We start from the raw sequence: 3287 nt of genomic DNA, 5'->3' as shown, positions 1-3287 counted from the left end.
GATATTTCGGCCGTCAATTACGCCTAAAGAAAATTTTGCTTTTAAATTGACAAAGTTGGAAGCGATGATGTCATCCAATTGCGAGGGACATCTGGATAAATCAAGATGAAAAACATCGATTGGCAATTTTAAAACGGTCGAAAGATTTTCCCCATAACAATCAAAATAATTGGCTAATATAAATTGAATATTGGGACTTGTTGCTTTCAACTCTTGATAAGCTGCTGTCAGTGCTTTCAATTCTGTATTCGAAAGATTTGTTGCTAAACAGGGTTCATCAAACTGAATAGCTTGGACCCCTAGTTCCTTTAATTGCTGCAATATTTCTTCGTATACAGGCAACAGATTCGTTAATAAATCGAGTCTGTGGAAGCCCTCTTCCTTTTCTTTTCCTAAGAGTAAAAAAGTAATAGGACCAATGATGACAGGCTTAGTTTCTATGCCTGCTTCTTTTGCTTCTTTATATTCGTCTACAATTTTGCGGGATAAGAAATTGAATTGCTGGTGGGCATAAAATTCAGGAACGATATAGTGATAATTAGTGTCAAGCCATTTGGTCATTTCCATGGCAGTAATGTCAAATCCTTCCTGCTGAAAGCCTCTTGCCATGGAGAAAAACAAATCTGTTTCGGAGAGTTTTTTTTCCTCGATTAAAGGGTGAAAACGTTTGGGAATTGCACTTACAGTGAGACACATATCCAACATCTGATCGTACAATGAAAAGTCGTTGGACGGAATTAAATCGATACCTGCGTCTTTTTGTAGTTGCCAGTTTTGCAGTCTTATTTTTTGCGCTGCGATCAACAAATCCTTTTGCGAAATATCTTTTCGCCAGTAGGCTTCTGTTGCTTTTTTTAATTCGCGATTGTTGCCAATGCGTGGATAACCTAAGTTGTTTGTCAACATGTTTTTAATTTGTTTGGAACGTGAAACAATAAAAATCATGCTCTACATTATCCGTAAAATTTTTAGATATTTTAAGCAGGGTAGGTACATAGAAATGACGCTCAATGTTGGAGAAGAATTGACTGAAAGCATTTCCATACTGCCAAAGCTTTATATCGTGAAAGCTACGGCCATTGTGGTTTAGGTAAGTCTCCTGGCTTATTCTTTTGCAATTCCTTCCCGTAAATCTTTACAGTGGATTTTTATATTGCAAAACCATTTTTCAATGGATGATGAACTTACAGTAGCACGTCTGCCCGCGATTCGCACGCGATTCCTTTTTCATTTCCCGTTAGAGGAAAACCTATACCAGATGGTTTTATAACAAAGAACAAGGCGGCAAAGGTATGTATAAATAAGCTTTTTCAAAGAAAAAGAAATGTCAATAAAAAGCTAAGCGCAATAATAATACTGGCTTACTTCTACCATTTCAGACCTCTAACACGATGTAGCAGCCAGGCTGCTATATCATTCGCGGCTTTATCGTTTTCATATTTTGAGGGCAACCTGCCATTGGTATATTCATTATACAACCAAGGATCTCCAACTGCCAGAACGGTACCTTTTCCATAATGTGTATATACTAAGACATCGGCGCCGTTTTTATCTTTTAAAACGGCTTTTGCGTTTTTATCAATAGAGATAGAACAGGCGTCTTTTATGAAAATTTCCTTGGCAGTTTTAAACATAGGCGTCGTTGAAGTATTAATGCCACCATCTCCAAAATGATTATCATCAACGACGTGTAATATCAAGTCTTTATTGAAATGCAGGCCAAATTTTTCAGCTAAAATATTAAAATGTCCTAAGTCACAATTCTTTTGGTCATTGGCTAAAAGAAATAAGACACCGCCTGCTTTTACCCATTTGCTGATGCTCTTGGCGGCAGCTTTATCCATATAATTTGGATGAGGATTGTCGCCTAGATTGTCCGGATCTGCAATAATATAAATAGCTGTCCCCTTTAAATTCGCTATGGTTGGTTTTTCAGTTAAGGTTTTCAGAACGGCTGAGCCATGGTTTGTAAAAGCTTCTCCCAATTTCGAAAAACCGGTGTTTGCATCGTCATTCCATAAATAGTGGAATTTGGCTTCCTTACCCGCTTGGTCTTTGTGCATTTCGTTGTTGAAATAATTATCTACTGTTACGGTCTGCGCTGTTATAAAGGTTGCCGAACCTATAATTAGACAAGCGGTTAATATTGCTTTAAATGTTAAATTGTTTCCATTCATAGGAATAAGTATTAAAGATTGGATTACAATGTTACTGCTAAAAATTTATTTTGTCAAGTTTATGTTCTCTTCTATATCTGAAGACGACAGTGAAGAGGTCTCTAATTGATTATAAATAAACTAATAATATATTTTATTATAAATTATTCCTGATTGCGCAATATAATAAAAGATAAAAATGTCTTTTACTATTTTAATGCATTATCTTTGCGGTATTGATTTACCTATAAAATAATAATTAAAATGAGCACAGTTAATACTACTATAGACGATAGTAAAGTTTTAGATGTTACGCTGATTGAGCCTCGCTTAAAGCATCCCACCATCTTTGAATATTTTGATGCCTTGAAGCCGGGTGAAAGTTTCATTATACATAATGACCATGATCCAAAGCCGGTATATTATCAGTTAATGGGCGAGCGGGGAAATATTTTCACATTTGAATATTTGGAAAAAGGTCCGGAGCATTGGTATATTGAAATAAAGAAAAACCCTGTGAATATACAAACCGGAGAACCAACTGTCGGCGATATCGCTGCAAAGGACTATCGCAAGGCAGAAGTATTTAAAAAGATGGGAATCGACTTCTGTTGCGGGGGTGAAAAATCATTAAAAGAGGCTAGCTCTGAAGCTGGTGTAACTGTTGAAGAAGTGGAAAAGGCATTGGCAGCAGCAGATGCCGCGCCAGTAACCGATAACTATGATTATGATAAGTGGCCATTAGATTTTCTTGCAGATTTTATTATCAACACGCATCACCAATATGCGAAAGATAATGCGGAAGTGATTGATAATATGGCTCACAAAGTATCCGAACACCATAAAACCAATCATCCGGAACTGCCGGAACTAGCGACTAAAGTTCATTACTTTTTGCAGGACATTCTTCATCATTTACAGAAGGAGGAAGAAATTTTATTCCCTAATATCAAAAACCTTGTCACTGCAGCAAAAAATAAAACGCAGGCGCCTAAAGGAATGGTGAGTGGCCCTATACAGATGATGAAAATGGAACATGAACATTCAGGAGATGATTTAAAACTCTTTAGGAAGTTGACGAATAATTATACGCTACCGGCTGATGCTTGCAATTCGTATAAATACTTGTTT

The 3287-nt window shown here is 36.6% G+C and carries 2 protein-coding genes, 1 pseudogene and 1 riboswitch; of the genes and pseudogenes, 1 reads left to right on the top strand and 2 read right to left on the bottom strand.

Annotated elements, in window-relative coordinates; translation table 11 throughout:
- A pseudogene (locus tag ACQR30_RS01870) lies at positions 1 to 906 on the bottom strand (5-methyltetrahydropteroyltriglutamate--homocysteine S-methyltransferase); the annotation flags it as partial.
- Positions 907 to 1072: 166 nt separating this feature from the next.
- Positions 1073 to 1268, bottom strand: a riboswitch (cobalamin riboswitch).
- 99 nt (positions 1269 to 1367) lie between these two features.
- Positions 1368 to 2177: a hypothetical protein gene (locus tag ACQR30_RS01865; protein ID WP_429730451.1), complete on the bottom strand. Its 810-nt coding sequence runs from the start codon at positions 2175 to 2177 to the stop codon at positions 1368 to 1370.
- Between the two features lie 243 nt (positions 2178 to 2420).
- Between ACQR30_RS01865 and ACQR30_RS01860 the strand changes: the two genes are divergently transcribed.
- A partial coding sequence (locus tag ACQR30_RS01860; RefSeq protein WP_429730449.1) for a DUF542 domain-containing protein occupies positions 2421 to 3287 on the top strand: 867 nt, incomplete at its 3' end.

The organism is Arachidicoccus sp., assembly GCF_050436765.1.
Classification (GTDB): Bacteria; Bacteroidota; Bacteroidia; order Chitinophagales; family Chitinophagaceae; genus Arachidicoccus.
The sequence above is the reverse complement of the archived record's forward strand: the minus strand, read 5'-3'. Positions and strand labels throughout refer to the sequence as shown.